This window comes from Streptomyces sp. HPF1205 (assembly GCF_020400825.1).
Lineage (GTDB): Bacteria > Actinomycetota > Actinomycetes > Streptomycetales > Streptomycetaceae > Actinacidiphila.
Genome location: NZ_JAINVH010000050.1, coordinates 1 through 25,675 on the forward strand (window position 1 = coordinate 1; position 25,675 = coordinate 25,675).

The 25,675-nt window shown below is 66.7% G+C and carries 28 protein-coding genes and 2 pseudogenes; 19 read left to right on the top strand and 11 right to left on the bottom strand.

Annotated features, from left to right (window positions below):
* Positions 1-248: pseudogene (locus K7G61_RS33500) on the top strand (aminoglycoside phosphotransferase family protein); the annotation flags it as partial.
* Between the two features lie 92 nt (positions 249-340).
* On the opposite strand, the gene K7G61_RS33505 reads toward K7G61_RS33500, so the two are convergent.
* Together K7G61_RS33505 and K7G61_RS33510 are read right to left on the bottom strand one after the other, a co-directional pair.
* Positions 341-772 (bottom strand): hypothetical protein, encoded by a 432-nt coding sequence (locus K7G61_RS33505; protein ID WP_225850917.1) that lies wholly within the window; start codon positions 770-772, stop codon positions 341-343.
* Positions 773-806: 34 nt separating this feature from the next.
* Positions 807-2,057 carry a hypothetical protein gene (locus tag K7G61_RS33510; protein ID WP_225850957.1) on the bottom strand — a complete coding sequence of 417 codons (1,251 nt, stop codon included), beginning with the start codon at positions 2,055-2,057 and terminating at the stop codon, positions 807-809.
* A gap of 387 nt (positions 2,058-2,444) precedes the next feature.
* On the opposite strand from K7G61_RS33510, the gene K7G61_RS33515 reads away from it, so the two are divergent.
* From K7G61_RS33515 to K7G61_RS33535, 5 genes are all read left to right on the top strand, one after another.
* Positions 2,445-2,960, top strand: a complete 516-nt coding sequence (locus K7G61_RS33515) for a bifunctional DNA primase/polymerase (RefSeq protein ID WP_225850918.1) — start codon at positions 2,445-2,447, stop codon at positions 2,958-2,960.
* Positions 2,950-3,240, top strand: a complete 291-nt coding sequence (locus tag K7G61_RS33520; RefSeq protein ID WP_225850919.1) for a hypothetical protein — start codon at positions 2,950-2,952, stop codon at positions 3,238-3,240. The genes K7G61_RS33515 and K7G61_RS33520 overlap by 11 nt, the downstream gene beginning before the upstream one ends.
* 5 nt (positions 3,241-3,245) lie before the next feature.
* Complete coding sequence (locus K7G61_RS33525) at positions 3,246-3,524, top strand: hypothetical protein (protein WP_225850920.1); 279 nt, start codon at positions 3,246-3,248, stop codon at positions 3,522-3,524.
* A 133-nt stretch (positions 3,525-3,657) separates the two neighbouring features.
* A complete protein-coding gene (locus K7G61_RS33530) occupies positions 3,658-4,062 on the top strand; it encodes a hypothetical protein (RefSeq protein ID WP_225850921.1) in 405 nt (134 codons plus the stop codon).
* Between the two features lie 56 nt (positions 4,063-4,118).
* Positions 4,119-4,565, top strand: a complete 447-nt coding sequence (locus K7G61_RS33535; RefSeq protein ID WP_225850922.1) for a hypothetical protein — start codon at positions 4,119-4,121, stop codon at positions 4,563-4,565.
* Positions 4,566-5,154: 589 nt separating this feature from the next.
* Here K7G61_RS33535 and K7G61_RS33540 read toward each other — a convergent pair.
* Both K7G61_RS33540 and K7G61_RS33545 read right to left on the bottom strand, forming a co-directional pair.
* Positions 5,155-5,475 (bottom strand): hypothetical protein, encoded by a 321-nt coding sequence (locus K7G61_RS33540; protein WP_225850923.1) that lies wholly within the window; start codon positions 5,473-5,475, stop codon positions 5,155-5,157.
* A 79-nt stretch (positions 5,476-5,554) separates the two neighbouring features.
* On the bottom strand, positions 5,555-6,295 hold the full coding sequence (locus K7G61_RS33545) for a GntR family transcriptional regulator (protein ID WP_225850924.1): 741 nt from the start codon (positions 6,293-6,295) through the stop codon (positions 5,555-5,557).
* A 198-nt stretch (positions 6,296-6,493) separates the two neighbouring features.
* Here K7G61_RS33545 and K7G61_RS33550 point away from each other — a divergent pair, with 198 nt between their 5' ends.
* The 8 genes and pseudogenes from K7G61_RS33550 to K7G61_RS33585 all read left to right on the top strand — a co-directional run bounded on the left by K7G61_RS33550 (position 6,494) and on the right by K7G61_RS33585 (position 11,871).
* Positions 6,494-6,838 (top strand): hypothetical protein, encoded by a 345-nt coding sequence (locus K7G61_RS33550; RefSeq protein ID WP_225850925.1) that lies wholly within the window; start codon positions 6,494-6,496, stop codon positions 6,836-6,838.
* Positions 6,835-8,208 carry an FtsK/SpoIIIE domain-containing protein gene (locus tag K7G61_RS33555; RefSeq protein WP_225850926.1) on the top strand — a complete coding sequence of 458 codons (1,374 nt, stop codon included), beginning with the start codon at positions 6,835-6,837 and terminating at the stop codon, positions 8,206-8,208. Before K7G61_RS33550 ends, K7G61_RS33555 begins: the two co-directional genes overlap by 4 nt.
* Positions 8,209-8,220: 12 nt before the next feature.
* Positions 8,221-8,415 (top strand): hypothetical protein, encoded by a 195-nt coding sequence (locus tag K7G61_RS33560; RefSeq protein ID WP_225850927.1) that lies wholly within the window; start codon positions 8,221-8,223, stop codon positions 8,413-8,415.
* A gap of 28 nt (positions 8,416-8,443) precedes the next feature.
* A complete protein-coding gene (locus K7G61_RS33565) occupies positions 8,444-8,734 on the top strand; it encodes a hypothetical protein (RefSeq protein ID WP_225850928.1) in 291 nt (96 codons plus the stop codon).
* A gap of 104 nt (positions 8,735-8,838) precedes the next feature.
* The gene (locus K7G61_RS33570; RefSeq protein ID WP_225850929.1) at positions 8,839-9,084 is read left to right on the top strand and encodes a hypothetical protein; all 246 of its coding nucleotides are present in this window, start codon (positions 8,839-8,841) and stop codon (positions 9,082-9,084) included.
* An 8-nt stretch (positions 9,085-9,092) separates the two neighbouring features.
* Positions 9,093-10,449: pseudogene (locus tag K7G61_RS33575) on the top strand (replication initiator).
* Entirely contained in the window at positions 10,439-10,699 is a 261-nt protein-coding gene (locus tag K7G61_RS33580; protein WP_225850930.1) for an excisionase family DNA-binding protein, read from the top strand. The pseudogene K7G61_RS33575 and the gene K7G61_RS33580 overlap by 11 nt, the downstream one beginning before the upstream one ends.
* Positions 10,699-11,871 carry a tyrosine-type recombinase/integrase gene (locus tag K7G61_RS33585; protein ID WP_225850931.1) on the top strand — a complete coding sequence of 391 codons (1,173 nt, stop codon included), beginning with the start codon at positions 10,699-10,701 and terminating at the stop codon, positions 11,869-11,871. The genes K7G61_RS33580 and K7G61_RS33585 overlap by 1 nt, the downstream gene beginning before the upstream one ends.
* A 535-nt stretch (positions 11,872-12,406) precedes the next feature.
* Here K7G61_RS33585 and K7G61_RS33590 read toward each other — a convergent pair.
* Genes K7G61_RS33590 through K7G61_RS33600 form a run of 3 tightly spaced genes read right to left on the bottom strand, consistent with a single transcriptional unit; the run spans position 12,407 to position 17,707 of the window.
* Positions 12,407-15,247, bottom strand: coding sequence for a Z1 domain-containing protein (locus K7G61_RS33590; RefSeq protein WP_225850932.1), 2,841 nt, complete (start codon positions 15,245-15,247; stop codon positions 12,407-12,409).
* A complete protein-coding gene (locus K7G61_RS33595) occupies positions 15,244-16,227 on the bottom strand; it encodes a PD-(D/E)XK motif protein (protein WP_225850933.1) in 984 nt (327 codons plus the stop codon). The genes K7G61_RS33590 and K7G61_RS33595 overlap by 4 nt, the downstream gene beginning before the upstream one ends.
* Entirely contained in the window at positions 16,220-17,707 is a 1,488-nt protein-coding gene (locus K7G61_RS33600; RefSeq protein WP_225850934.1) for an ATP-binding protein, read from the bottom strand. Before K7G61_RS33600 ends, K7G61_RS33595 begins: the two co-directional genes overlap by 8 nt.
* A 632-nt stretch (positions 17,708-18,339) precedes the next feature.
* Here K7G61_RS33600 and K7G61_RS33605 point away from each other — a divergent pair.
* Entirely contained in the window at positions 18,340-18,759 is a 420-nt protein-coding gene (locus K7G61_RS33605; RefSeq protein ID WP_225850935.1) for a very short patch repair endonuclease, read from the top strand.
* A gap of 50 nt (positions 18,760-18,809) precedes the next feature.
* Positions 18,810-19,925 carry a DNA cytosine methyltransferase gene (locus K7G61_RS33610; protein ID WP_225850936.1) on the top strand — a complete coding sequence of 372 codons (1,116 nt, stop codon included), beginning with the start codon at positions 18,810-18,812 and terminating at the stop codon, positions 19,923-19,925.
* 46 nt (positions 19,926-19,971) lie between these two features.
* On the opposite strand, the gene K7G61_RS37165 is transcribed toward K7G61_RS33610, so the two are convergent.
* From K7G61_RS37165 to K7G61_RS33630, 4 genes are all read right to left on the bottom strand, one after another.
* Positions 19,972-20,928, bottom strand: coding sequence for an HNH endonuclease (locus K7G61_RS37165; RefSeq protein WP_225850937.1), 957 nt, complete (start codon positions 20,926-20,928; stop codon positions 19,972-19,974).
* Positions 20,929-21,467: 539 nt separating this feature from the next.
* Positions 21,468-21,740 carry a hypothetical protein gene (locus K7G61_RS33620; protein WP_225850938.1) on the bottom strand — a complete coding sequence of 91 codons (273 nt, stop codon included), beginning with the start codon at positions 21,738-21,740 and terminating at the stop codon, positions 21,468-21,470.
* On the bottom strand, positions 21,737-22,153 hold the full coding sequence (locus K7G61_RS33625) for an ATP-binding protein (RefSeq protein WP_225850939.1): 417 nt from the start codon (positions 22,151-22,153) through the stop codon (positions 21,737-21,739). The genes K7G61_RS33620 and K7G61_RS33625 overlap by 4 nt, the downstream gene beginning before the upstream one ends.
* A gap of 46 nt (positions 22,154-22,199) precedes the next feature.
* A complete protein-coding gene (locus K7G61_RS33630; protein WP_225850940.1) occupies positions 22,200-22,631 on the bottom strand; it encodes an NUDIX hydrolase in 432 nt (143 codons plus the stop codon).
* Positions 22,632-22,727: 96 nt separating this feature from the next.
* On the opposite strand from K7G61_RS33630, the gene K7G61_RS33635 reads away from it, so the two are divergent.
* From K7G61_RS33635 to K7G61_RS33645, 3 genes are all read left to right on the top strand, one after another.
* Entirely contained in the window at positions 22,728-23,516 is a 789-nt protein-coding gene (locus K7G61_RS33635; RefSeq protein ID WP_225850941.1) for a GntR family transcriptional regulator, read from the top strand.
* A 200-nt stretch (positions 23,517-23,716) separates the two neighbouring features.
* Positions 23,717-24,067, top strand: coding sequence for a hypothetical protein (locus tag K7G61_RS33640; protein WP_225850942.1), 351 nt, complete (start codon positions 23,717-23,719; stop codon positions 24,065-24,067).
* Positions 24,068-24,072: 5 nt separating this feature from the next.
* Positions 24,073-25,446, top strand: coding sequence for an FtsK/SpoIIIE domain-containing protein (locus tag K7G61_RS33645; RefSeq protein ID WP_225850943.1), 1,374 nt, complete (start codon positions 24,073-24,075; stop codon positions 25,444-25,446).
* Positions 25,447-25,675 lie beyond the last annotated feature (229 nt).

Genomic DNA, 25,675 nt, shown 5'->3' on the forward strand with positions numbered 1-25,675 from the left:
AGACAGCACTCTTCTACGAGCGCTTCGGCTGGCACACCCGCACCGAGTACGAGTCGTTCGTCTTCCGCTACGGCTTCGACCTGATGAACTGGCCCGGCTACCGGGTGCTCGCCGATGTCCGCGAACTGATGATGGTGCTCTGGATGGGGCACAAGGCAGCCATGGAGGAGAAGGCTGCCGCGGAGTTCGCCCGCCGGGTCGAGACCCTCCGGAGTGGCGGTGAGCGGCGGGACTGGAAGCCGTTCTGAGCGCCACGCGGTCGGGTTCGGGAGCCACCTCAAGCCGTACAAGGCTGCGGCCTTCGCGGCGATCAATCGGTGGCTGTGGAAGCCATGCGTACCTACAGTTCGAAATCTCCGGCCAGGTCCTCCCAGGGGATATCGCGCAGTGCGGGATCAGCATCCTCCCCCGAGTGGACGCCTGGAGTGGGGTGGAACCAGACGACGGTGAGGGCGGAGCGGTACAGCACTGGGTCGTGGTCGGGATCGAGTGCCGTGGATTGGAAGACGCCGAGACAGGCCACGGCCGGCAGCACCTCGGCAGGCCCGAACGGGCCTGCTTCCTGGTCCGGGTATTGGCGGACGGGCGGAACGAGATGGACCGGCGTGGTGGAGAAGGCCCGCTCGGCGGACCGCAGAAGACCGTTGACCTTCAAGTCGTTGACGCGCTTGCACGGATAGCCCTCCAGCATTCCGCCATAGGTCGAGGACAGCCGCAGATCAGAGAGCTCGATCGAGCGACCGGACGTGAGGATTACGTAGGTGAGCGACATCCTCGCACCCTACGTTTGAGATCAGCGGTGTGCCCTAGCTCGCTGGGCGGCTGCCTGCGGCGGTCCACAGCCGGTGCTCCGCGGCCTGCTCGCTCAGGTCTCGTACGGGTGCGGTCTTCGCGTGCGGCGCGAGGGCGGTGCGGAACTCGCGGAGGTAGCTGACGCAGCGGGCTGAGCGTAGTTGCTCGCCCAGGTCGAGGGCGTCCAGGGCTGTGCGGCATGCCTCGTCCACGTCGCCGGCCTGGAGGTGGGCGTCCGCCAGGACCATCGTGGCGAAGAAGTCGCTGCGGACGTGGCTGCCGCTCATGGCGTTGCTGGCATGCTCGACCGCCTGCCGGGCCCGCTTCACGTCCCGGAAGCTGTGGGCGGCCTCGGCGGCCAGTTCGGCGTCGTCGAAGTACGTGATCCACTCGGGCTCGTCGGCGGAGTTGCGGCCGTCCAGGAAACGAGCGGCTTCCGAGAGGGCGTGTTCGCAGGCTCGCTTGTCGCCGGTGCGGGCCAGCGCGCGGGCTTCCATGGCGTGAAACTGCGCCATGAGGGTCGGCGTCGCCACTCCGGAGATGCCCATGCGGGCGGCTCGGGCGAGGGTGGCGGCCTGGGCGTAGTGGCCCAGGAAGGTTGCCTGGTGGCTCATCGCGGACAGGATGCTGCCAGCGAGCCGGCGGTCTCCTCCGTCCTGGGCGAAGCGGAGGGCTTGCAGGAAGTACCGCTGAGCGAGACCGTGGTGGCAGGCGTCGTAGGACATCCATCCGGCCAGAAGGGTGGCCTCGGCGACGGCGGAGAACAGCGCGCGGCCCACGCTCTCGGTGTACCGGCCGTTGAGCAGCGGGGCCACGTCGCGACTCAGGTACTGGATGACGGAGTGACGGGCGTGCCCGCCGCCGAAGCGGTCGTCCAGCATCGCAAAGGTCTCGCTCGTCGACTGGATGATGGCGACATCCGCCAGACCGACCTTGATGCCCGTGCTGTCATCCGTGGTGCGTGCGGTGGGTTCTGGCGCCACGAGCCAGCGTAAGGACGCGTCGCTCCACGCGGGCTCGGACGGCTCCGACTTCAGCAGTGGCTCGTATCCGTGCAGGTCGGCGCGCCATAGCTGGTCGACGGTCGTGATCGCCTCGTCGGGGGTGGGCGGGTAGCGCACTTCCAGCAGGGAGGGGTCACGTCCGCCGGCGGGGTTCAGACCGAGCTCGGCGGCGCTGAGGCCGAGGGCCGCGGGCAGCAAGGTGGCGTAGAAGTCCTCCGGGGTGCTGTGCCCGTTCTCCCAGCTCGCGATGCGGCGCTTCACGCTGGAGTCGGCGGGCAGGGCTTCTCCGCTGCGGCGTGCCGCTCGGCGCAGCTCGCTGACAAGGCGTGTTTGGCTCCAACCGCGCTGCGTGCGAGCGGTTTTGATCAGGGCGCCGGTCTGCTGGGGGTTGGTGGCCATCTTCCTGGCTCCGGATGGTTCCGCCGTGACAACTGTGTCGTACTGACCACTCTACGTGGTCGGCGAGCGCGATTGCACCGATTTGCGGTGCCGTTGGGCCGGCCGGGGTGACGGGGGATGACGCACCCGGCCGTTCCTCGTCATCCCCCGTCACCTCTCGTCATCTGCACAGCTCAGGGGGCTGACGCCGAGTCTGGGGAGGCGGCAGGGAACGTTGCACTGCCGCCCGAACGGATGGAGGCCCATGACATGCAGCGGGTGGCAAGACGCGGCGTCCAGTGGCTGACGCTCGCGGCGGAGGATCCGGAGGACTGTCGTCTCGCCTGGCACAACGACCCCCGGTCGCCCTACCTGTTGCCCGTCGGTCGTGACTTCGACCTGGTGGCGACAGACCAGAAGGTCGGGATGGAGGCGTTCGACCAGATGCGGCGGCGGGGGATGCCTCTCGGGCCGGTCATGGTGGATTGGGCGGCGCGGAAGATGGGGTTCTTTCTTCCGCCGCGCTCGCGTGACCAATTCGCCGGAACTCTCATGCGCGAGACACAGTCACCGCCTGAGCACCGGTACCTGACGACGGGGTCTTTCGTGGTCGTCCCCGGGCCCCTGACGCTTTCCCATGACCGTTACGAGTGGCTGAACCCGCCGGCCCATGAGCTGAACAGCTCGCCGCACCAGAGCATGGCGTTGGCGGTGATGCTCGCCGCCTCGGCGACGTTCATCGAATGCGCTGAGCGTTACGGGGAGGTGGCGGCCGATGTCCGGTAGTGGCGGTGTTCCGGACGACGAAGCGAGATGGTCCCCGTTGGACAGTGGTGAATGGTACGCGGCTCGCAACGCCGTTGCCGCGCTTCGCGATGTGCTTATCGCGGCCGGAATGGAGCGGGACTTTCCTTACCTACGGGCTGACCTGAACGCCTTCGGCCAGGGCCTCATCGAACTCGGCCGCATCTCGCCCGAGACGGCTGAACGGCTCGCCGAACTCATCGCGCTCGGACTCGCCGCCCAGCGCGAGGCACCGACGGATCACGTACGAGAGGAGGGCTGATCAGGATGACAGACCCGAGCGGTGTCTGCGCAAAGCCGGCAGACATGCTGGCTCCAGGAATCGCCTACGTACGAGGTTGGACGGAAGGCAAGAGGGGTGCCGACGCTTTGGCGGAAAAGCTGCGGTCGGCCGGCCTCGCACCGGAATTCCACAGCCTGAAAGCCGACGTGAACGTCCACGGTGAGGGTGTGGTCCGGCTGGGCGCTGTGCGGCCCGAGGCGGCGGAATTGCTTGCCCGCCTGATCACAGCGGGCATCGCTGCGGAAATGGCTGACCGCAACTGACTCTGGGGGTGTGGGCCGGAAATCCTGGAGATACCGGCTCATGCGTCAACGAATCGACCGGCTGAGCTGACGAGTGACGGCGGCCGCATCTGAGGTGCCGGATTCGTCGGCAGAGTGAGGAAGTGCGCAAGGTATGGAAATCAGCAACAAGGAAAGGGCTGCGACTGCTGTAGTGGTCTACCCCATCTGCGGCGAGCGGACCTATCTGCCCGCCGAACTCATGGGCAGGGCACTGGAGCTCGCCGCCGGTGGGACCGTGGGATCGGTCGACGTGGAGCGACAACTGCGCTGCACCCTTCAGGCCCACACCATTGGCGATCACTTCGCCTTCGTGGTGGAACTGGACGGCGGGCACGCGGGCTCGGTGTGGGCCCGGTGGACGCGGGGGCACTCCCCGGCGGGCGTCGTCGTACTTCCCGACTGCGAAGCCACCAGCGGCAGCACCGCTGAGCCCTGCTGTGAGTTCGCCGGCCACCCCGGTGGGCACACCTTCGAACTCGCCGACCCCTGGGCGTCCTCCGTGGTGGCGTCGCTATGAGGACGCGGGCGGCGGCGCGTTCGTGGGCAGGACGAATATCGGGAGCTCCGCGGTACGTGGGCGAGCCGTGCGGCGCGTGCGGCAGGCGCCTCGTTCTCTGCCTCCAGTGCGGCGCGGAACCGCGGTGCCTGCTCTGCGCGCCGTACCAGCGGCCCTCGGCCGAGGAGGAAGAGGAGTATGAACTCCGCCGGATCGTCCGTTCCCGTCCCGAGGTCGGGCTGTTGGGCGGGGTGCTGGCGGCGCTGCTGCCCGCCATGTTCGTCTGGGCGGGGATGACGTATGTCGTAGCCGGTGCTGCGAGGACGTTGAGCGTCCTGGCCGGAACCGTGGCGACCGGGGCCTACCTGGCCATGGGCGTCGCGATGGGCAAGGCACCCCTTCGAGGCGAGATACCGGCCTGTCGGATGGGTGACCCGACGCCGTACCACCGGTGGGAACGCACGGGCACGCTCGCACTGCTGGTGCAGGTCGCCGTGATCTGCCTCGGCGCCGCCTCGAACTGACCGAGCACTGAGCACAGCACTACCCGATGGCTGCCGTTTCCGGGTAAGGGCAGCACTCAAGACTCCGTACCGGCTCTGCCCTGGTCAGACGTGGCCGGTACGGGTTTCAGCGCCCCCAACGGCAAGTCTGTCAGGGTTGTTGGGGGCGCCGACCCTCCTCGGCGACGCGTTGAAGTGAAGGTCTCCTGCGTGGGCTTCGCGCCGCACGGATCGCACGCCGGCGGCCGGAGAGTGTTGGGCCGGTGTCCTGCTCGGTCTGGGGTCGGGCATGGCCAGGGGGCCGTACGCTGGTTGGCAACTCGGGCAGGCTCTGGACCTGCCCGCAATGTGTCCGAGTGGCCCCCTGGACTTGCCCGACGCGGGTCCCGGTCCGGGGAGGTGGCTCAAGACTCGTAGGTCGTCGGCCCCAGCCACGACGGCTCAACGGGGGTGCTGCGCGAGGGGCGGCCCGGCCGCCCGTCCGGGACTGGCGCCCCAGCGCCGCAGCCCGGGCGGGACGGCAGCGGCCGACCGGCGGCGCGAAGCGCCGCCCTTGATAGACGTAGAGAAGGTATGAGCCACTGTCCGCGGCCGTCTCGGGCGGCTGACATCACTTACCCCTGATGGCCTGTGCGACTTGGGCCCATGCCTGCAGGATGGCGCGCCGTTGAGCGGGGGTAGCACCGTGCAGAGATTGGGACACCAGCAAGGCAGGGGGAACGACGATCACGGCGGCCAGGGCGACGACGGGCCAGGTGATCCTGTCCAGCCAGTGAGCGCGCGGCGTCTCGGGATGGGGATCCTCGGTCTTGCGCTTCTTGTCCCCCTCACCAAGCCGGACATTTTCTCCGGCCTCGGCGGAGTGGTTGTCCCTTCCGGCTGAGGTTGGTCGTCGCTTGCGGCGGGGCTTGCTGGCGGTGTTGGCGTCCATCACCTGCCCATCGTGCCGCGTGACTCCGCGTCTCAAGCACGGTGTTGACAGATAGGAGTTGCTCGGGCAAGCCGGGGCGCTAGAGCGGGTACTGCAATTCCAAGTCATCACCGGGTAGTTGGAACTCCTCCAGAATCAGGGGCTTCCCCGCCTTCCCGGTCGTCAGCCGCAGCACGTGAAGCAGCGGCACCCCGTCCGGCAGTCGTAGGGCCTGGGCTTGGTCCGGGAGGGGCATGCGGGGGCGGACGTACTCCGTGAAGTGGAGCTCGTGGCCCATGTCGGCGAACGCTGCGTACAGCTCGGGGGCCGCGGGCGGGGCCTCGGTCTCGTACTTCGTGCCGATCAGGACGGAGAACGGTACGTAGGTGCGGTGGAGCTGGCGCAGGCGGCCTTGGTCGGCGGTCTGCAGCGCGTCGTAGGTGAACATCGGCTCGCCTGGGGGGATGCGGAGCAAGTCGGCGAGGTCCAGCGGGGCGTCAGTACGGGTGATCGTGGCGTCTTCGGAGTCGGTCCACCGGATGCCGTCCGCCTCGACGTAGCGGCCCTCCGGGGTGCGGCGCACGCCGCGGGGGCGGGTGAGGCTGGGGCGCTTGTGGGGGGAGCGGGCGAAGGTTCCACGGCCCATGATGGCCTCGACCAACCCGGCCGCCCGTAGCTCCGTCAGGCCCTGGCGGACCGTGGGACGGGTGACGCCGAACTGCTTGGCCAGGGCTTCCTCTGAGGGGAGCGGCTGGCCGGCCGGATAGGTGCCGTCCAGGATGCCTCGGCGCAGGTAGTCGGCGATCTGCCGGTACTTGGGCTGCGTGTTCTCCGCTGGCATCGGGCCTCCGCTGGCCTGGGCGGTTCTCCGTACGTTCGGCGCGACGGACGTCTGTCGGTCGCAAAGAACAGACTCCCCCATCTCGTGTCGCTTGACAACCCGTACTACGGGTTGCGCTCTGGAATCGCCACCCGTACTACGGGTGGTAAAGCAATCCGTAGGTTGTCCTTCGGGTCGACACCAGAGGAGTTCTGAACAGTGGCAACCCTTCCGATCGACACGGCGAAGTTCACGGGGATCATCTGCGCTGTTGCGCCTGCCCCGCGTGTCGCCAACCGCGAGACCGGTCAGCTCCGCGTGGACCGCGAGACCGGCAAGACGATGTACCAGGTGGGTCTCTGCCTGATGAGCGGGACCGCGGCTGAGGTCGTCAACGTGAGCGTGGCCGGCGAGCCGTCCGGCGTCCAGGTCGGCATCCCGGTGCAGGTGCGGAACCTCGTCGCCATGCCCTGGGAGAACGAGGGGCGGCACGGCATCGCCTTCCGGGCCGACGAGATCAAGCCCCTCTCCGCTCCCACAGCAGGAAAGGCGGCGGGCCAGTGATCCTCGCCGCTACCGCCCACCACGCCTGGTCGTCCTGGCTGAGCTGGTTACTCGTGGCGGTCGCCGTCCTGGCGGCGGGCCTGCCTCTGGCCGGTCCGGCCCTGCGGCGCCGCTACCCGGTGGCCTGGTGGCTGGCACTCGGGTACCCGGCCGCGTGCCTCCGGGTCGTGCGGACCTGGCGGCCTCTGATGGCCGGTTGCGGGCTGGCCGTCAGCCGCAAAGCCGCGCTGACGGTGGTCTCCGGGATCGTTGGCAACGGGGCTCCGCCGCCTGAGCCGCGGGTCCCTCGGTTCGGTTTCATCCGGCCGACGGCGGCGGGCTTCTGGATGCTGGCCCGGCTGCTGCCCGGTCAGACCCCGGAGGACTTCGTCAAGGCCGCGCCCGCCATGGCGCACGCCTGGGAAGTGCACGCCGTACGGGTGACCACCTGGAAGCCGGGCGTCGTACGCATCGCGGCATCGCCTACCGATCCGCTCCAGTCCCCTCGAATAGCCGCACGGCGCGGCGGCGGCCGTCTCCTGCACGTGGTCGTCGGCGTCCTGGAAACCGGCGCCGAGTGGGTGCTCGACCTGCGGCGCGTGCCGCACTGGCTCATCGTCGGCGCCACCCGATTCGGGAAGTCCACCCTCGTCAACGCCCTGGTGGCGGGACTGGCGCCACAGCCCGTGGCGCTGGTCGGGATCGACTGCAAGGGCGGCATGGAACTGTCGCTCTACGGACCCCGGCTGTCGGCGCTGGCGACGAACCGCGCGCAGGCAGTCAACCTGCTCGCCGCGCTCGTGGACCTGACGACCGACCGTATGGCGGTCTGCCGTGCGGCCCGCGTACGGAACATCTGGGGTCTGCCGGACAAGGAACGGCCGGTTCCGGTGGTGGTCATCGTGGACGAGATCGCGGAACTGTTCCTGATCGCCAGCCGCAGCGAGAAGGACGAAGCGCAGGCTGCGGGGACCGCGCTCATCAGGCTGGCTCAACTCGGCGCGACACTCGGGGTGTTCCTCGTCGTTGCCGGGCAGCGTGTCGGCTCGGACATGGGCCCGGGCGTCACGGCCCTCCGCGCACAGCTCGCCGGCCGCGTCTGCCATCGGGTCTCCGACCCCGGAACGGCCGAGATGGCGTTGGGAGACCTGAACCCGGACGCGCTCAAGGCGGCGCAGGCCATCACACCCGAACAGGCCGGTACGGCGGTCCTGGCCTCCGGTGACGGGTGGGAGCGGGCTCGTTCCCACCTGATCTCGGAGGAGGAAGCGCAGGCCGTCGCCGAGAAGTACGCGCACCTGACCCCGTACCTGGCCGAGTTGTCCGACGCGATGCGAGACGACACCTCCGCCATGACCGTCCGCCTCGAACGCCTCGACGACGACAAGTGAGGGGGAGACACCGTGATCGTGTCCATGTCGGCCGTGCTCCTGCTCGGCCTGCTCATCTGGTTCCTGCTGCGCATCCGCTACCTGCGGTGGGCCGACTTCCTGATCTGCGGAATCTTCGGCTTCCTCCTCGCAAGCACCGGCGTCGCACCGACCGTCCGCACCGCCCTGGCCGGCGTCAGCGGCTTCCTGGGCGGGCTCCACTTCTGATCACTCGAACCGAGAGGACAGCGTCTCCATGCCCGAATACGTGATCAAAACCGGTGACCGAGAAGCCTTTATCACGGGCTTGCGGGAACTGGCCGACTTCCTGACCGCCAACCCCGCCGTGCTCGTACCCGACCACCCGGCCTTCACCTTGATCTTCGATGCCGCTGATGCAGCGGCCCGCGAGGAAGGGGCGAGGCACGCCGCCACCGCGCTCGGAGTACCGGCGGAGGACATCGGCGGGGGCTACCTCGACGCGCGCCGGATGTTCGGCCCCATCGCATACGACGTCATCGCGATCCCGCCCAAGGAGCGGCAGTGATCGCGCGCAAGACGGGCTCCTGGCGGGGCGCGAAGTCGCCAAACCCGACCCCGCCAGGAACCCACTCCATCCGCCACGTGAGCAGTGAAAGGAGCAGTCACACTGTGTCCACCGCCAACCGTCCGCGCAAATCGCGCCCGCCCGAGTGCGAGGAACGCGAGCCGGACCGCCCCTCGTGCGACGGCCGCGAACAGGCCGTCCTCGTCGGCCTGGACGGCTTCGAGCGCTGGCTGTGCCCCGCGCACGCCGCCGCGCTTTGGTTGACCGACCCGACGCTGAGGTTCAGCGCCAAGACTCGGCCCGAGGCCATCACGGCCGTGATGTGGCAGGCGTTCGGGGGGTCACGATGACCGACGCCATGACCGTCCACCCCAAGGGAGTTGCCGCGCTCCTCGACCGGGCGGCGACGCCGGGATTCGAGGCGTGGCGGCGCAACATCGTCCGACTCGGCGGGTGCACGAACCCCGTGCACCTGGTCGGCGAGGCAACCGTCGTCGACACCTCGACCGGTGAGGCGCTGCTCTCCCACACCTCCGACGCCTTCGGAGGACGGCTGCTGATCGCCTGCGGCAACAGGCGCTCGACGGTCTGCCCGTCCTGCGCCCGCGTCTACCGGGCCGACACCTACCAACTGATCAGGGCCGGGCTTGCCGGCGGCAAGGACGTACCGGAGAAGGTCGGCGGACACCCCCGGGTGTTCGCCACCCTCACCGCTCCGGGCTTCGGCCCGGTCCACACCCGCCGCACGGACAACGACCGGATCCGGGCCTGCCGGCCGCACAGGGCGGGGCAGCGCTGCCCGCACGGCGTGGGGTTCGGCTGTCACCTGCGGCACGCGGAAGACGACCCGCGCCTGGGCGAGCCGCTGTGCCCGCGCTGCTACGACTACGCCGGGGCCGTGCTGTGGCAGGCGTACGCCGGGCGGCTCTGGCACCGCTTCACCCTCGAACTGCGGCGTGAGCTGGGGCGCCGAGTCGGCCTGACGCGGACGGAGTTCGCCGACGTGACGCGCTTGTCCTACGCCAAGGTCGCCGAGTACCAGCGGCGCGGCCTGGTCCACTTCCATGCGGTCATCCGACTCGACGGCCCGGACGGTCCCGAGTCGGCTCCGCCCGGGTGGGCCTCGGTCGGTCTCCTCGACCTGGTGGTGCGGACGGCGGCCCGCTCTGTCCGGCTTACCGCGCCCGGTGCGGAGATTGTCGGGCGGCGACTGCTGCGGTTCGGGCCCCGTCGACGTACGGCCCATCGCGGCCTTTGGCGTGGGGGAGCGGCTGACCTCGGCGGCGGTGGCGGGCTACATCGCCAAGTACGCGACCAAGGGCGCCGAAGCGGCCGGGGCCGTGGACGGACGCATCCGCGGCGCCCGGGACCTGGTGGTGCTGCCGGTTCGGCCTCATGTCCTGCGGATGATGGGCACGTGCTGGTGGCTCGGTGGGCTCGCCCCGTTCGAGCCGCTGAGGCTGCGCGAGTGGGCCCACATGCTCGGCTACGGCGGCCACTTCTCCACCAAATCCCGCCGCTACTCGACCACCCTCACGGCACTACGGGAGGCGCGCACCGAACACCGCGCCGAGGAACAGCGAACGGCGCTCGGCCTCGATGACCGACCCACGGCCACGGTCGGCCACTGGCGCTACGCCGGGCGAGGCTACTCCCCGGACGCCGCACTGATCGCGGCCTCGCTGCGGGACGGGGGTGAGCGCCATGACGGCTGACCGCACATCCGACGGCCGACAGGGGCACAGTCGAACCGCTCCCGAGTCGCTTCTCAGCGTCGCCCAGGTCGCCGAACGCCTCGGCACCACACCGCGCTTCCCGCGGCGGCTCATCGCCGAGCGCCGCATCACCTTCGTCAAGGTCGGCCGCCATGTGCGCATCCCCGAGAGCGCACTCTCGGCCTTCATCGACGCCAACACGGTGCAGCCTTCACACCGCCGCCGGTCCGCAATGAGGAGGGCCGGCTGATGGCCAACACCAAGGGCAAGCGGCGGACCTTCGGCGCCGTGCGGAAGCTGCCGTCCGGGCGGTATCAGGCGCGTTATCCCGGGCCGGACGGGGTGATGCGTCCGGCCCCGCACACCTTCGCCACGTCGCGGGACGCGGATGACTGGCTGGCGGAGAAGCAGACGGAGATCAAGAAAGGAGAGTGGATCGACCCGGACGCGAGCGCCGTGAACTTCGAGGCGTACGCGCTGCGATGGGTCACGGAACGGAAGCTCGCCCCTACCTCGGAGGAGCTGTACCGGCGTCTGCTGCGGCTGCACGTCCTCCCGACCTTCGGCGAGTCGGACCTCGACCAGATCACCGCTCCCCGCGTTCGCTCCTGGCGCTCGGAACGGCTCGACGCGACCGGCGCGCCGACCACCGTCGCCAAGGCGTACCGCCTCCTCAAAGCGATCATGGAGACTGCCGTTGACGATGAGCTGATCCGGCGGAACCCGTGCCGGATCAGGGGCGCGGGCAAGGAGTCGGCGCCGGAACGCCCCGTGGCGACCGTGGCCCAGGTCGACGCGCTCGCCGACGCGATGGGGCCGCGGTGGCGGCTGATGGTGTACCTCGCCGCGTACGGTCCGGCTCGGCCCGAGGAGCAGGCGGCCTTGCGGCGGCGGGATGTGGACCTGGAGAACGTCGGCGTGTGGATCAGGACGGCTGAGCCGGAGCTGACCACCGGCCGGCGGGCGCCCGGCGACACGAAATCCGCCGCAGGTCGTCGGTATCTGGCCCTGCCGGAATTCATGCGGAAGGACCTCACCCGGCACCTCAAGTGGTTTGCGGAAAAGGAGCCGGACGGTCTGGTCTTCGTCGGAGAGAAAGGTGCGCCGTTCCGCCGCTCGACCTTCGGCCGTAAATGGCGGAGGGCTCGCGCGAAAGTGGGGCTTCCCGATGACTTCCGCTTCTACGACCTGCGGCACACCGGCCACACGCTGACGACCCGCTCCGGCGCGACGCTCAAGGACACGATGGTTCGCGCCGGCCAGTCCACCGAGCGTGCGGCCCTGATCTACCAACACTCGGACCACGAGCGCCAGAAGGAGGTGGCGGCCGGACTCGACCGGATGGTGAAGGCGGCGCGGGCCGAACCGGCGCCCGTGTCAGAAGAAAACCAATCTGGCACGGATCTGGCACGCGGTCTCTGAATTGGTCCAGACAACGAATAAGGCCCAGGTCTTCGACCTGGGCCTTTTCTTCCGAGCGGATGACGGGAATCGAACCCGCGCTCTGAGCTTGGGAATCAAGTGGCATGAGAAGCCGGGAGTGGGGGCTGACCTGCACGGACGGTGGCGCTGCGGGGTGGTGGCGGCCCCCGCGGATGACCACGTCTGACCGGGGTTCACCGCCCGATCGGGCACGCATCGGGCACGGCAGCGACATGGCAGCCCCCTCACTCGTGGCTGACGCCTCCGCTACGTCCTCTCGCACACGGCTCCGGAGGCCGTTGTGCGGTTCAGGATTTCCGCAGGTCACGGGTCTCACTGGCCCCGTGCAACTGCGCCCAGTCCACGGATGGTCCAGGGTTGTCCCGCCCGCACAGGCGCGCCAAACCATTCGATGTCGCGGCAGCGCGCAGGCAGACAGCTGCCTTGCATGTCCACGGCAGGCCTCGGCAAGGGGTACACGCCGTCTTGCCGAGGCATGAGGACAGTTCGCGAAGTCCTTACCAGGACGGTCGGCTCAGACGGTGACGAGAGCGTAGCCGGGAAGCGAAGAGTCCTTGGTCGTCCAGGTGATGAGCTTCCCGTCTGTCGCCCCCGAAGCCTGTGGGAGGAAGAGGGTAAAGGCCATGATCACATCGCCCTTAGCGAGCTCGGCCTGCGCAGGCGCATCCTTCGGCACCATGGGGTAGACCAACATACCCCCTCGTGTGGACCCAGGACCGTTCGCGATTGGTTGGACGAGAGATCGGTCGCCCGGCTGCGACTTTGCTTGGAGCTTTCCGTTTATAACTCGACGACGGTGAACGCTGAGAGGACCGACGCCATCGATGGTCACTTGGGCATCCTGCCCCTTGAGTTGGGGTAGAACGACATGCCAGTCCGCGATCATATCGGGCGTGGCCTGGCGAAGGTAGTTGAGGTCCGGGCGGAACGCGTCGTCCTTCGACCAGCGAAGTTGGTCGAGGATCGAGATCAAGTCCTCGTGGGATATCTGAGTACTGAGAACGCTGACCGGGCGGCCGTCAACTTCGCACATCTCAGGGTTCGCAATCGCGGACTCGAGGATCGGCAAGAACGCATTGGTGTTGCCCCTGAGTACTGCCTTCTCAGAGGTGAGGGGATAGTTGCCAGGTTCCTTCATCGGCGTTCGCCTCTGCTCAACCCTCGCGTTGTACATCTTGTTCGCAGCCGTTGGTCTGATCTTCGGGTGATGCTGGGCTACAAGAGGAGGAATCTGGCTCGGCGTAATCTGTGGCCGACCGTCGGCTCCGAACGGAGCATACTGACGGAGTTCGTCGCGGAAGAACTCCTCGTCCTGAGAAATATCCTCAAATTCGTCGTACAACGCCTGCGTCGTGTACAAGCGCACTAGGTCGCGGTAGCCGGCGCGGTAGCCAAACCAACGACCCATTTGCATCATGGTGTCCGCTTGCTTGGATTGACGGAGGTAGAAGGAGATGGTCAGGCCCTCGACGGTGAAACCACGAGCCAGCTTGTTGCCTCCAACGAGGACTCGCCAGACGTTAGGTGTAGTCGCGAAGTCCAGCTCCTCTCCCTCGATCTTGTCGCTGTTGACCACGAGAACTGGATGGCCAGTTTGTTCGATTCGGTTCACTGTATCGCCAATGAAAGGCACAAGCTCTTCGAATGACGACGGGGCCTGGCCACCGTCCGGCCGTCTCGTAACGGGCAGCACGTCCTCCATGTAGATCTTACGCAGTCGTTCGAAGCAGGAAGCCGAGCGATATCCGGAGCGGTCCCACATCTCTTTGACTTTTGCGCGCTGTTCCCGATGGGCATCCTTCTGCATCGCGACGTGATAGAGCATGGTGTGATGGCGGAATGTGCCAAGGTCGAGACTCTGTCGATAGAGCTTCATTGCGCCGGTGAGTACGAAAGCGTCGAGTGCGTGCTGTAGATCTCTGTCCTGTTCATTTTCGAGTGCGTTGACGATGTGCACGTGCGCTTTCTCGGCCGAGTTTTCCTTGGTGCGCTCGTCAAGGGGGATGTCGAGGTTTAGGTCGTGGAAGTCACGTGCACCCATGTAGCCTGGGCCTGCAGGCAAGGCGATCAGAAAATTCTTGGGGAAGATGTCCTCGGTGTCATTCGGATCGATGAACACATTTGCAAAAGGAGTGGCCGTGTATCCGACGTACTGCGCCCGAGGAAGCATCCTCAACAGTTCCGCTATATGACGGTTGATCGCTGAGCGCTTCTTCTTCGCCTCGGCCGAGAGGGGCTTTGGTCTACTTGTGTTGACGGAGGCCTGATCAGACTCATCATCGATGATCAGAGTGGGTACTTCTTCGAGGCGTGTCGTAATTTTGTTGAGGTCCGCTACTAGCCTCTGGAGGACTCTGTCGTTCTTCTTCACTACCAATAGGCGTGTGCCTCCCGCGAAGAGGTTGGCCGGGTGGTAGAAGGGCAGATGCCGCTCCCGCTTTATGAAGTCCAGCGCGGAGATGCCGAGCTCCAAGCTTTTGTAGTCGAACGACTTTTTGGTCAGCCGGTAGAGATCCGAACCACCACCGTCAGAAGGTTGAACGCCGTGGCGGACAAAGCGGTCCCAGTCCGGATCATCCCTGACGTAGTCAGTGGCGTCCATAGCGGCCTCGTCGTCCGGTTTGACGCCTCGAAGGAGGTTTTCCTGACCCACGAGCTCCATGTCAAGGCGGCGCTGTGTCTGCGTCCGTAGAAGATCCGTGGTACCGCTGAGGACGATGATCAGTCTGTAGCCGGCATCGATGGCTTTAGCTATGACCCCCGTAAAGTTGGCAGTCTTGCCGCTTTGGACGTAGCCCACTACGAGACCCTTGGCTTGGTAGGCCTCGGCTGCGGTCGGATCCGCCAGTCTTTCCACGACCCGATCCGTGGCTTTGTCTAGCGCTGTGATTGCCGTCGGGTCCAGATGCGGAGCGGCCTGAAGGGACTCGGAGTAGTGCTGCCAGTAGAAGTCCCGACTGCGTTTGACGTCGTCGGTGTACCACGGTGTCCACTCGTCGGCGATGATGATGGGCTCATCGAGGTTGGCTATGGGAATGAGTTCACCGAGTAGCGCTGCAGTCGGCTCCTCGACATCGAGCATGCGTAGGACTGCTTCGCGGCGCTCTCGCGTGTTGGGTGAGGTGTCCTCGGTCCAGGATGCGTCTGCGGCGTGATGGTCAAAGGTGGCCAGCCGCAGACTCAGCGCGCGACGCAGCTCGTCGTTCGGGTCGGCCGCCGCCAAATGAGTGCGCAGTGCGGTCTCTTCCACCAGTACGGGGTTTGAAGCGATGAAGGCGGCGGTCTCGCGCAATGGGCGAGGGCCGGTGCTTTCCATCATCTTCAATGCACCGAGATAGGCATCGACGAGAGTCATACGGTTCCTCCGGAAGCCAAAGCCGATCGTACGTACGACGGAGAGTTGGGGCTGGGGGGCACTGTTGAAAGGTCGAGGCGGTAACGAACCTCGGTGATGGCGGAGGTGCCGGGACCAGCGCCTGCCAAATTAGCTGGCGTGAGGCAAGGGAAGCCTTCGTCGACCAGGTAGAGGACCGGTGCGGATCGGGACCGGAAGCGCCGCCATTTCTCATGCACCGAAGACTCGCGCCAACCAGCGACCGTCAAGCGACGATTGAAGTCCGCCAAGACCGCACCGTTTAGGGCGGCTCTCACTTCCGAGATGAGCTCGGCCAGCGTCCTTCCCTGGTCGGGTCCGGCAGCAGTGAGTTGATGCGAGACCAGCCACAGCGGCTTGCCCATTGAGGGAACGAGCTGGGTGAGGCTGGAGATCCAGTGCGCGCGACCCTCCGAGAGGGTGGTTTTTACCTCAAGATCGATCTCTCTCAGGCTGAAGTCGTGCTCCTCGGCGGAAGGGCCGAGCCACCCGCCCACCGCGCCTTCCGCGTCTGGGTAATTGATCAGAGATCTGAGGGTCACCAGTTCCCCGAACAAGCCGACCTCGCGCTCAGGTGAAATGGACCCGTGACCGCGAAGGAGTTTCCCAAGCATGTGGATGGTCTCCGTGACCGCCACGGAGACGCTGCGACCTGCCAGCTGGATTCGGTCCGCCACAAGGCACAGGATCGCGTAGCCTTCAGCAAACATGTCGGGATCATCCACGATGATCTCTACGCGTTGTTTGCCGGCCAGTAGTACCGACCTACATTGAAGGTGTTTCAGGCCCGTCTCAATCTTCCCATCTTGGGAGGCCCGTGGCGCCCGTAGACCGATTTCGCGACGGTGCGGGTTGATGAAGACACTCAGTCTCGGACTTCCCGCAATCGGGTGCTCGAAAGGAATGTTGTGAGAAACGACTTCCATGAAGTGGTCGGAGTCTAGGTAGCGGTTGTCACTCACCGGCGTCTACCTTCGCGGCCGTACTCAAGATCTCCTGCCAAAGTTCGATGTTGTCTCGGTCGCGAACGCCGAGATACTCGCCGGTGAAGGCCTGCTCCATCAGCAGATATAGGAGGGACTTCAAGAGTGCGGCGTCGTTCGATCCGCGACGTCCACTTTTCGAGAGCGGTCGAAAACGTTCATTGAGCCACAACACCCGGTCTGTCCGGTCAACACGGAAGAAGTCGTCCCGGTGTGCGCGATCGAACCGGATCCAGCGCATTGTGATGGGAATCTGTTGCCCCTGCATAGGTATCTCATCCCGAATCACGCGCTTCAGCAATGGCGCGAATCCTCTACCGGGCGGGATCATCGCCTTGCGTGCCCTCAGCCTCTTGCGTGATGCCCTGAACCGCTCCTCGGCATCCGACAGATAGTCGGCGAAAGTGGAACCGTCATCCGCAACCGCTGATGCTGCCAACGAGGCAAAGTCTGGACCAACCTGAACACGGGACTTCTCTGGATTCATCGCGACGAGGGCCGTGGGCAATCCATCTATGTCTACCTCGACCCGCGCCAACTGTCGCTCACGAGCTGGGACGCTGACCCCGTCCCAGTTCCCCCCTGCCTGAAGCAGCCGACTGCGGCGGTAGAAATAGAGCCCTTGATGCTTCTCTGCGCCGGTGATGAGGCTGAACTCCGGCATTCGTGACCGGGCTGGCCAGATGTGACACCGAAAAACCACTGGAAGGTCACCCTGTTGAGCGCGCAGTTCCTTCGGGTACCCTGCTTTTCCGGGTTTGACGTAGCCAAACGGATCGATCGAATTCACGCGCGAGCGGGGGCCTACGAGATTTTGATCGACATCTTCGACGTCGAGGCTAATTTCTATTCGACCCTGTTCGATGATGCGATGGAGGATCAATCCCAGATGATTAATGATCTCTGCCATCGATCTGGCAATGAACTCCTCTACCCGATCAGTGTCATCGGTGGCAGGAAAACCAAAGACTTCATCCCAGCGTACGACTGTTCCCGTTCCAGACCAGGGGATGTCCCAGTCCCGAGACAGTTCTGATTTGGCGAACGCCTCGGTGACGAGGTCGCAATGAAAACCACGCTTGTTGGAATCGGCCTCCAAGCGTCGGCCCACTGGGGCGTGTCCTGCAGCGACCGACAGGACCGTGACAAGCTTCGCCTTGCTGAACGACGCCGCCTTGAGTCCGATCCCGAAGCTTCCGAGGTCCTTTTCGGCGTAGTCTCGACGGCCGCCGAGGGTCATGGCTACGTCGATGCGCGCGGCGCTCATGCCCCTGCCGTTGTCAACGACGTAGAGGCCACGGAGCCGGCCCGCTTTGCGGATGAACCGGATCAGTACATGACTCGCTCCGGCGTCGATGGAATTGTCCACCAGGTCTGCAAGAGCCGTGCGCAACGAGTGGTTCCGTCCGAGGCCATCGAGAGCGCGGCGGTCGGGGAGCAGTTCGACGGTGCCATCCACCGGCACGGCCTCCTGCCACCCTTGACTTAGGCTCATGCCACCGCCCGTTCCTAGGTAGATGCGCCCCCGAGGGCATGTCATCACCATATCGGCAGAGGTGTACGCCTTGTGAAGGATCCCAACACCTGTCGTCCAAGCCTCAGTTGCACATCGGACATGAGGTCGAGCAGGATCATGTGCGGCAGCCGTCGGGCCGTCTGAAGAGGGCTTCCATGATGGCGTCTGCTGGCCACAGCCTCAGGCGCCGGGAGTCTGGGGACCGGGACATTGGGCACTCGAGGCGCGTCAGGCCTTGATTGAGACAGCCGCGGGATCTACTGCGAATGCCGCCTCGCTCGTCTGGATGGATGAACTGATCTCACAGTCGGCCGCGGCCCCCTGGTGGTGCGGAGTTTGCGTGATCTGGAGGTTCCCATCGCCGTTCCGGTCAACGATGCGACCGTGAGGCAGTTTGCCGCAGTTACAGACAGCTCGTGTCTTCGCTACACTGAGCAACGACAGGCGGGCGCACTACCCGAAGGTCTGTCGGCGTGAGGCGACGCCCTGTGCAGGCGCGCTCACCTGTGTTCATGCCGGTTCACGGTCACAGGCCCCGGTCTCGACCGGATGCCGCCGGACCCGGCTGTGAGCCCTTGACCACGACCGCCGCGGTGAGTCGCCGCATGAGTCGTCAGCGCAGCCGCAACACAGAGGTCGAGGTCCTCCTGCGCAAGGAGCTTCATCGGGCCGGGCTCCGCTACCGCGTCCATCGGCGCCCCCTGCCGGGCCTGCGCCGAGAGGCCGACGTCGTGTTCGGTCCGGCCAGGGTGGCCGTCTTCGTGGATGGCTGTTATTGGCACGGCTGCCCCGAGCACGCGACGTGGCCCAAGACAAATGCCGACTTCTGGCGCACCAAGATCACCCGCAACCAGGAGCGGGATCGTGACACCGACACGAAGCTTGCTGAGGCTGGCTGGGCCTCCGTGCGCGTGTGGGAGCACGAAGACCCCATCACCGCGGCCCACGCCATCGCCATGCTCGTACGTGAGCGACGGCGGTCATTCCATGCCTGACATCGTGGTGCCGGGGTCGTCTGTCAGGGCCGAGACGTAAGCTTGCCGGCGTGACAGAGCCACTGACCATGATCGACCTGTTCGCCGGGTGCGGCGGCATGACTGCTGGTTTCGTGCGGACGGGTCGTTACAAGCCGACTATGGCAGTCGAATGGAACCTGCATGCCGCAGCGACCTACGCCGCCAACTTCGGTGAGGACCACATGCGGTGGGGCGACATTGCGGAGATCAAAGACTCCGAGATCCCACGCGCAGACGTCGTCATCGGTGGGCCTCCGTGTCAGGGCTTCTCCAACCTCGGCAGCCGTGACGTGAATGATCCGCGCAACAAGCTGTGGAAGGAGTACATCCGGTTCGTGCTCCGCGCGCAGCCCAAGGTCTTCGTGATCGAGAACGTAGACCGCTTCCGCTCGTCCAGCGAGTTCGCGCTGCTGCTGAAGGAGGTCGAGCCAGGCGGTCTCCTGGAGGGCTACAAGCTTCAGCACGCCCACATGCTGGCCGCGGACTACGGGGTGCCCCAACGTCGCGTTCGGACCATCGTCATCGGTTCCCGAGTCGGCACCATCCCGATTCCCGCCCAGACGCATGCCCGGGACCTGACGCTCGACGACGTGGATCAGGAGCTCCAGCCCTGGCGTACGGTTCGCGATGCGATCGACGGGCTGCCAAAGGTGCCAGCCACCACGGACCTTCCGGACTCCTCGGAGACGTTCTTCGGCCAAGTGGTGCCCGGTATCTTCAAGGGCTTGGACATCCACTTGGGACGCCGTCCGACTTCGATGTCCTTGGAGCGGTACAACCACATTCCGCCCGGTGGAGGTCGCTTCAACCTGCCGGATCACCTGCTGCCCAATTGCTGGCGTAACAAGAAGTCCGGAACCACGGATGTCATGGGACGAATGGTCTGGGACCGTCCTTCGCTGACGATCCGGACCGAATTCTTCAAGCCGGAGAAGGGTCAGTACCTGCATCCTCAGTGGGACGCTGACGATGCAGGGAAGCGTGTCAACCGTCCGATCACCCATTATGAAGCGGCCCGGCTGCAGGACTTCCCTGAGGACTACCGGTGGTGCGGGTCCAAGATCCAGATCGCTCGGCAGATTGGGAATGCGGTGCCGGTCGGCTTGGCCGCGGCCATAGCGCGTCACCTGCTGAAGTACCTGTGAGGGCAGGGGCCCCGCGGCTCGAATTCCGCGGCGCCCCTGTTGGTCCTCAGTCTTCGTGAATGTCCGGCTCGTGGTCGGGATTGAGTAGTTCATCACTCACGCTCGTGCCCATCAGAGCATGACGACCGCCGTGACACTCCGAGCAGAGCGTGACCAGGTTGTCAGAGTCGTTCGTGCCGCCTTGGTGGACTGGCAGCACATGATGAACCTGCAGTAATACGCCTTGACCGGCGGCACGGCCGCAGTCCTGACAGGTCTTTTTGTCACGCTCCAGGATTTCGTACCGGAGCTTGATGGCCTGTCGTACCCGAGGCGGTCGCTTGTCCAGTGTTGGCAGCCGGTACGACCCGGGCGGAAGAGTTGGGTCGTCGACGTTGGAGACGACCTGCCACCCCTCCTCTTCGAGCTCACGCATACGGCGGGGCCACTCTTGGATCTTGGCCACATAGGCCAACTGTTCCTTGTCCGCCTCGCGAGGCGAGATCTGCTGGAGATAGTGGAGGACTCTGTCCTTACCCGACGTGGCGCCACCGTCAGGTTTCTTCAGGTTACGAGCGGCTTTGGCGACTTTCCACCGCTCGGCAAGGTCGGTATCCGGCTCTTCCGAGATGAGTCGGTAGTGGTCGTACGGCATGTCGTCGCGGTTCAGGCCCGACTCGATCGGCCAGCCGTACTCGACCCGGAGCTCGCGGACTCGCCGGGCCCATTCGGCGATGCCGGACACGCCAGCGAGTGCATCCGCAGGCACGGGCTCACCCACGTGTCTGCGCAGGTAGAGCAGTATGGCCTCGCGTCCAGATTTGATGCCGAAAGCCCGATTCACCTGTGCGAGGGCGTCACGCATCTCCGCCGACAGGAGCCCGATGTGTGCTGCCGACTCCAGCCATGAGCCCTGATCGAGTTCGACCTGCTGAGCCTCCTCGACGATGCCGAGGTATTTCCGTGCGGTCACCTTCACGGCTGACAGAGCCGCTTGGGGATCCTTCCCCGCCTTTGCTGCCACAGTTCCCTCCCCGCGTGACGGCAAGATCGTGCGGGGCAGCCTAGCGGCTGTGCACCCTGGCCGTAGGGGACGCCTGTCTCCGCCTGCGAGACGCGGTTAGCCCTTCCTAGCCACCGACAGGCCCTGTTCCCATCCCGTCTGCCGTCGGCCCGCAGTCCTGTGGAGCGGGCGTGGTTCAGGGCGTCAAGGTGGAGCGCGCTACTGTACGAACGACCTTGACGCCCTGGGCCGCGACTGCTTGGCTTGCCCGGGTCGATGGCAGTCGGGATGGGAGCTCTCGCACCCCTCCCACGACGAACGCGCGGTCGCCGGCCGGGCCTGGTCCATCTCGGAGCCGGAGCGCCCCCGCCGGAGGCACCTCTTTGACCCCGCTGTACGTTCTCGTCTCATGCCATCGGCCTCCCCCTCGCGGGCGCGCGCGGCGCGGGCCGTGCCGAGCGGGGCGGAGACAGGAGCGACGGCGCGGCCAAGCGCCGGAAGCGCGCCCGGCGGAGCGTCAGCGACGCCGGGCGCCTTGAACCCGTAGAGAAGGTTGTTACTCACTGCCAGGTGGGCGGGACGATGTCCGGGATTTGGGGGGTAAGCCCGTCCCGTTGTCCGGCTGTTGGCGGTGTGGCGGCGTTGTTGGCTTCGATGGTGGCTGCGACTCGTTGCCATGCGGCGAAGACGTTCATGACTTCGTGGGCCGGGGCGTGGGTGAGGTCCAGGAGGAAGTGGCGGATGAGGACTGGGCTGGTCAGGGTGTCGTGGATGCGGGCGATGGTCCACGGGTTCGGCTCGGTGGTGCGGGTGGCTGGCGGTTGCGGGGTCATGCGGGGTCCTTGGTGTGGTTCAGGTGGGCGGTGACGACATGGCCGTCGGGGTTGCCGAGGATCTCGACGGTTGTGGCGAGTGCAGTGACCAGTTGGAGTCCGCGGCCGTGGGTGTCTTCGTCGGCGGGCTGGTCGATGTGCGGGGTGCGGGTGGTGTGGCCCGAGTCGGTGACGGAGATGGTCACGCGCTGGTCACTGACGCTGAGCTGGACGGAGAGCGTTCCGCCCGCGTGGCCGCTGGCGGTGTGGACGATGGCATTCGCGCCGAGCTCGGTGACGATCAGGGCGGCGTCGTCCTGGCAGGGGTAGTCGTGCAGGACGTCGCGGACCCATCGGCGGATGCGGCCCACTTCGTCGGGTGATCCTGGGCAAACAAGGCCCCAGAAACGCTGACTACTCGTATACTCGTCCATACAAGTTCCTTTGTGCTGGTGGGCCGCTATGGGTAGAGGGTTGGGGCTAGACGAGTTTCACGCCGTCGTGGGCGCGGACGGCCGGCGGGGATGCCGCGTCGAGTGCGTCCAGGACGCGGATCGCGTATGCCTCGTCGGCCAGGTCGGTGACTTCGTCGCGGGTGGCCCAGCGCAGGGCGCTGGTCTCGCTGCCGGTGGTGGGGTTGCCGTCGATCGCCTGACAGCGGAAGACCAGGGAGACGATCAGTCCGGTCATGTTCTTGTAGACGCCTGTGAGGGTGGCCGGGAGAGCGATCTTGATGCCGGTCTCTTCGAGGACTTCGCGCTGAAGCGCGTCGGGGATGGTCTCCCCCGCTTCCAGGACTCCGCCCGGTGGTTCCCAGTGGCCGTTGTCGCGGCGCCGGATCAGCAGGGCGCGTCCGGCGTCGTCGACGATGACTCCGGCGACGCTCACCGAGTGGGGGCGCTCGATCGGCACGCGCTTGATCCTTCCGAACCGGTCCTTGCGGGTGGCTAGGCTTCCCACCGTAGCAACAAGGGTCGGCCACTCGTCTAGATATCCAAAGGAGTACCTATGCCCGGTATCCCCTCCGGCACGCTCGGAGCGCTGGACCCCACGAGTGATCGCGCGGTGTTCCGCCAGATCGCCGACCAACTGCGCGACGCCATCGACCGCGGCAAGTTCGCCGAGGGCGACAAACTGCCCTCCGAGACAGAACTGGTCGACCACTACGGCGTCTCGCGCATGACCGTACGCAACTCCCTGTCCGTCCTCCAGGGCGAGGGCCTGGTGGTGTCCGAACACGGCAAGGGCGTGTACGTACGGCCCCGGCCGCCCGTGCGACGCCTGGCCTCGGACCGGTTCGCCCGCCGGCACCGCGAGCAGGGCAAGTCCGCGTTCATCGTGGAAGCCGACGCCGCGGGCAGTCACCCGACCGTGGACAGCCTGGAGATCAAGGAGGAGCGACCGACGCACGATGTCGCCGCCCGCCTCGGCGGTCCCCGCAAGGTGCTCGCCCGCAAGCGCCGGTACCTGCTCGACGGGCGGCCGGTGGAGTTCGCGACCTCGTATCTGCCGCTGGACCTGGCCCGGGGGACTCCCATCGCCGAGCCGAACCCGGGCCCCGGCGGTATCTATGCCCGGCTGGAGGAGCTGGGGCATCGCCTCGACCACTTCGAGGAGGAGATCCGGGCCCGGATGCCCGCACCGAGCGAGGTCAAGACGCTCCACCTGGCCGCCGGCGTGCCCGTGATCCACCTGATCCGGACCGCCTTCGACACCGAGGGGCGCGCGGTGGAGGTCTGCGACACGGTGATGGCGGCGGATGCGTATGTCCTGTCGTATCAGCTTCCGGCGACGTGACCGGGCCCGTGACCAGGGCGGATGGGGTGCGTGACGTGCGGCGGGGAGGCCGTGTCCGCCGACTCGTACACCTCCACACCCGTACTCGTATAGACGAGTAGCTGTCTCCTGTGGCACAGTGGATGCCGTACCCGCTCTTGCGGGTGCATCGGATGACACTTGTCTAGATGACTAGCTGTCATGAGTGGGGAGATACAGCGTTGCGTTCCATCCGTGTGGAGACCTCGGCGGCCACGATCCTGCTGACCGAGGCTCCGGAAACCAAGATCAAGGACCGGCAGACCGGCGAGATCGCCACCGACGCCACCAGCGGTGAGCCGCTGATGACGATCGGCGTGGTCTACATCGAGGACGGGGAATCCTCGCTGGTCAAGGTCACCGTTCCGCAGAGCGGGGTGAGTGAGGGTCTGGCGCTCGGGGCGCCGGTCGCGCTGCCGGGGCTGGTGGCACGGCCGTGGGAGAGCATGTTCAACGGGCAGCAGCGGCACGGGATCGCGTTTCGCGCCGCCGCCGTCACCCCGGCCGCCTTCCCCGCCCAGGTGGGGGCCTGACCCCGATGTCGGACCTGATGACGATGGTGGAGGTGGGTGGCGCCGTTACCGCTGTGGGTGGTGGCGGCGCCTACCTCCGGGCCGAGCAACCGGCCGCGTACTGGTCCCTGGTCGGGCTTCCCGTCTCGACCGCCCGCCTGCTCGGTACGTACGCCTCGGTCATGGACGCCTGCGGGCTGACGGTTGCCCCGTCGCGGCTGCGGGCCCTGGCCGTACAGGTGACAACCCGGCGGGAAGTACGGCCGGTGCCCCCGCGGCGCGGACTCATCCGGCCCACATCGACCGGGCTGCGGCTTCGGCTGCGGCTGGCTCCTGGGCAGGAACCCGCCGACGTCGCCGCCTCCGCGGAACGGCTGCGGCACGCCTGGGGCGTACACGCCGTGTACGTGAGCGAGGTCAAGCCGGGCGTGGTCGAACTGCGGCTCGTCGGCTTCGACGTCCTGCGCAAGGTGCGCATGCCCCGAAAGGCGGCAGGCGGGCTCCTGAGGGTGCCGGTGGCGCTGCGGGAGGACGCTACCGCGTTCGTACGGGACTACCGCGCCATACCCCACCAACTCACCCTCGGCGCCACCCTGTCGGGCAAGTCCATGTACCTGCGGCACCTGGTCGCAGGGCTCGCCCCGCAGAAGGTCGCGCTTGTGGGGATCGACTGCAAGCGGGGCGTGGAGCTGGCACCGTTCGCCGCCCGGCTCTCCGCCCTGGCCACCGACCCCGAACAGGCGGCCGAACTGCTGCCCGTACTCGTGACAGAGATGGAGGACCGCTACGACCTGATCAAGGCCCGGCAAGGCATCGCGCCCTCGACCCCGAACGAGGAGATCACCTCCGACGTGTGGGGACTGCCGGAAGCACAACGACCCGTGCCCATCGTGCTGTTCGTCGACGAGGTGGCCGAGCTCTTCCTCGTCGCCACCAAGAAGGACGAGGAACGGCGCGACGAGATGGTCACCCAGCTCATCCGCCTCGCCCAGCTCGGCCGCGCCGCCGGCATCTACCTGGAAGTCTGCGGGCAGCGCTTCGGCGCTGAACTGGGCAAGGGCGCCACCATGTTGCGGGCCCAGCTCACCGGGCGCGTCTGCCACCGGGTGAACGATGAAGCCTCCGCCAAGATGGCGCTCGGCGACATCGCGCCCGAAGCCGTGGGCGCCGTCTGCGCCATCGCACCCGAACGGCCCGGCCTGGCCGTCGCCGGAGACACCTCCGGCGGCTGGTCCCGCATCCGCACCCCGTACCTGTCCCTGGCCGACGCTGCCGCCGTCTGCAACGCCAACGCGCACCTCGTACCCGACCTGCCCGCACTGGAACGGTTCCGGCCCGCCTCCCCTCGGCCCGCTGGGTCGGCGGTCTCGCTGGCCAAACCTCGGCCCGTCACGAACTGACCTCTACTTCTCGCCTCGCGCCACGTCCCTACCCCCGCCATGCCCGAAACCGAAAGGCCGGACCATGCCCCGCCCTACGACTGTCCGACTTCCTTGCCGACCTCGCCGCCTACCGCACCGCCGGTGACGGCGACTACGCCGCGCTGATGGCCCGCAAGGCGGAGCTCCTGGAGCGCATCGCCGCCGACATGCCCGACGACCAGGAGGCCGCGGAGGTCGCCGCCCTCGC